The following is a 1656-nucleotide window of genomic DNA, read 5'->3' on the forward strand; positions in this document are numbered from 1 at the left end:
ATCGCCAACGCGCCTCGCTTCGAAGTAGGCGAGCGGCAATGTCAAAAGATGACGAAACAGTCGCGCTCCCAGTTCCACATCAATGCGATTGGTTGTGTGAGAAAACACGTAGTTGCGCAGGCCCGTAAGCAGTACCTCGAATACAGAACTGACCAGCAGGGCCACACAAACGACATTGAGAGTGCTATAGGCCCGATTGACCAGGACCTTGTCCATCACTACCTGGAACATCAGCGGCGACACCAGTCCAAAGACCTGAAGCACGAGTGAAACGAGCAGCACTTCAAGCAGCAGGCGTCGGTACTTGACAACCGCAGGGATGAACCACGAAAAATCGAACCTCGCGAGATTGCCAGCAAGCGATGCACGGGAAGCAAACAGCAGGAGACGCCCACCTGATCGGGTCATGACCTCAGAGGGTGAAGTCACCGTAGGAGTTTGCGCACCGCACTCCAGCACCATTGCACGGGTTGCATCACATCCGGCCAGTACGCAGTGCTGACCAGAACTGTCCAGAAGTAGCGCCGGCAGGGGCGTCTTTGTCAACCGTGTCTCGCCGACCGTGACGGCGCGAGCCTTCAGTCCGAGTGAACGGGCAGACAGGATCAGATCCCGCTCCTCAAAGCGCTCCGTCTTCATCGCTGCCGCGTGGCGTAACTGCGCCGGGTCTGCCGCCACACCGTGAAGGCGAGCGATCAGGACCAGTGCGGCCAGCCCTGGATCGGCGGTAACGTCCTCTGGTCTTGCTGTCACAGGTAATGCCTTATTGTCGGCTCAGATGGCCGCATTCGTTATTGGTAGCGCGGGCAGTCGCTAACTACTGAATATTGGAGGAAACCCCGGTCGTCTGAAGTGCGACCGGGACATGATGCCGAAGCTACTAATGCCATGCCGTGTTTACTGCGGCAAGGGCGGTCGGATCGGTGATGGTCTGATGCGCGGTCGACGTCGGATCGAATCCGGGGTTGTTACCCGAAAAGGTCGCCATTGCTTGGATCAACTGGTTGATCTGCGCGTCCAGCGTGAGGGTCCCCGCCGATCCACCGCTAACAGTGAGATTGCCGAGCTGACTGTAGGTGTTGCTGAACCAGTTCTGGATCGTTGCCTCTGTGGTCGAACCCATCAGGTCGACCTGCAGGTTGTTCCCGACGCGCTGTAGCCATATCTCGTTCGGATTAGCACCCTGAATCGACAGATTACCTGCCGCCCCATTGCTGCTCGATATCCCATTGACGATCGTCAACGCGCCGTATCCCTGCTGCAATACGTAAGTGTCGGAGCCTCCACGACCGGTTTCGATATCTGTGCCCCCTTTGCCATCGAAGACATCGGCACTCGCGGTACCGTACAGCGTATCGTTGGCAGCGGTGCCAATCGTCTCCATCTGAATTAGCTGCTGCCCCGTCAACGCTCTGCCGTCGGCGAACTGCACGCTTTGCACGCCGTACCCCGAGTAGAAAAGCATGTTGTCCAGCGTGATCTGGTCGCCGCTCACGCTGTCAGTCAACACCAGTCCATAGCCGTTGGAAGTCGCCCTCACCGTGAGCGACGACGCGCTGATTCCGGCGCCCAGCTGCAGTACCGGCTGCGCCGCACCGGAATAGCTCTCGCTGATCTCCAGATGGCCGTACCCGGCGTTGAACACGAACGTATCGC

Annotated in this window: 2 protein-coding genes; both read right to left on the reverse strand. The window is 58.5% G+C overall.

Features of this window, described 5'->3' with window-relative positions; translation table 11 throughout:
- Positions 1–753: ABC transporter transmembrane domain-containing protein (locus PQQ51_RS34260; protein ID WP_408501613.1), on the reverse strand; the 753-nt coding region annotated here is incomplete at its 3' end.
- Positions 754–880: 127 nt separating this feature from the next.
- A partial coding sequence (locus tag PQQ51_RS34265) for a calcium-binding protein (RefSeq protein WP_408501614.1) occupies positions 881–1656 on the reverse strand: 776 nt, incomplete at its 5' end.

It is taken from the genome of Paraburkholderia xenovorans (assembly GCF_046030735.1).
Classification (GTDB): domain Bacteria; phylum Pseudomonadota; class Gammaproteobacteria; order Burkholderiales; family Burkholderiaceae; genus Paraburkholderia; species Paraburkholderia xenovorans_A.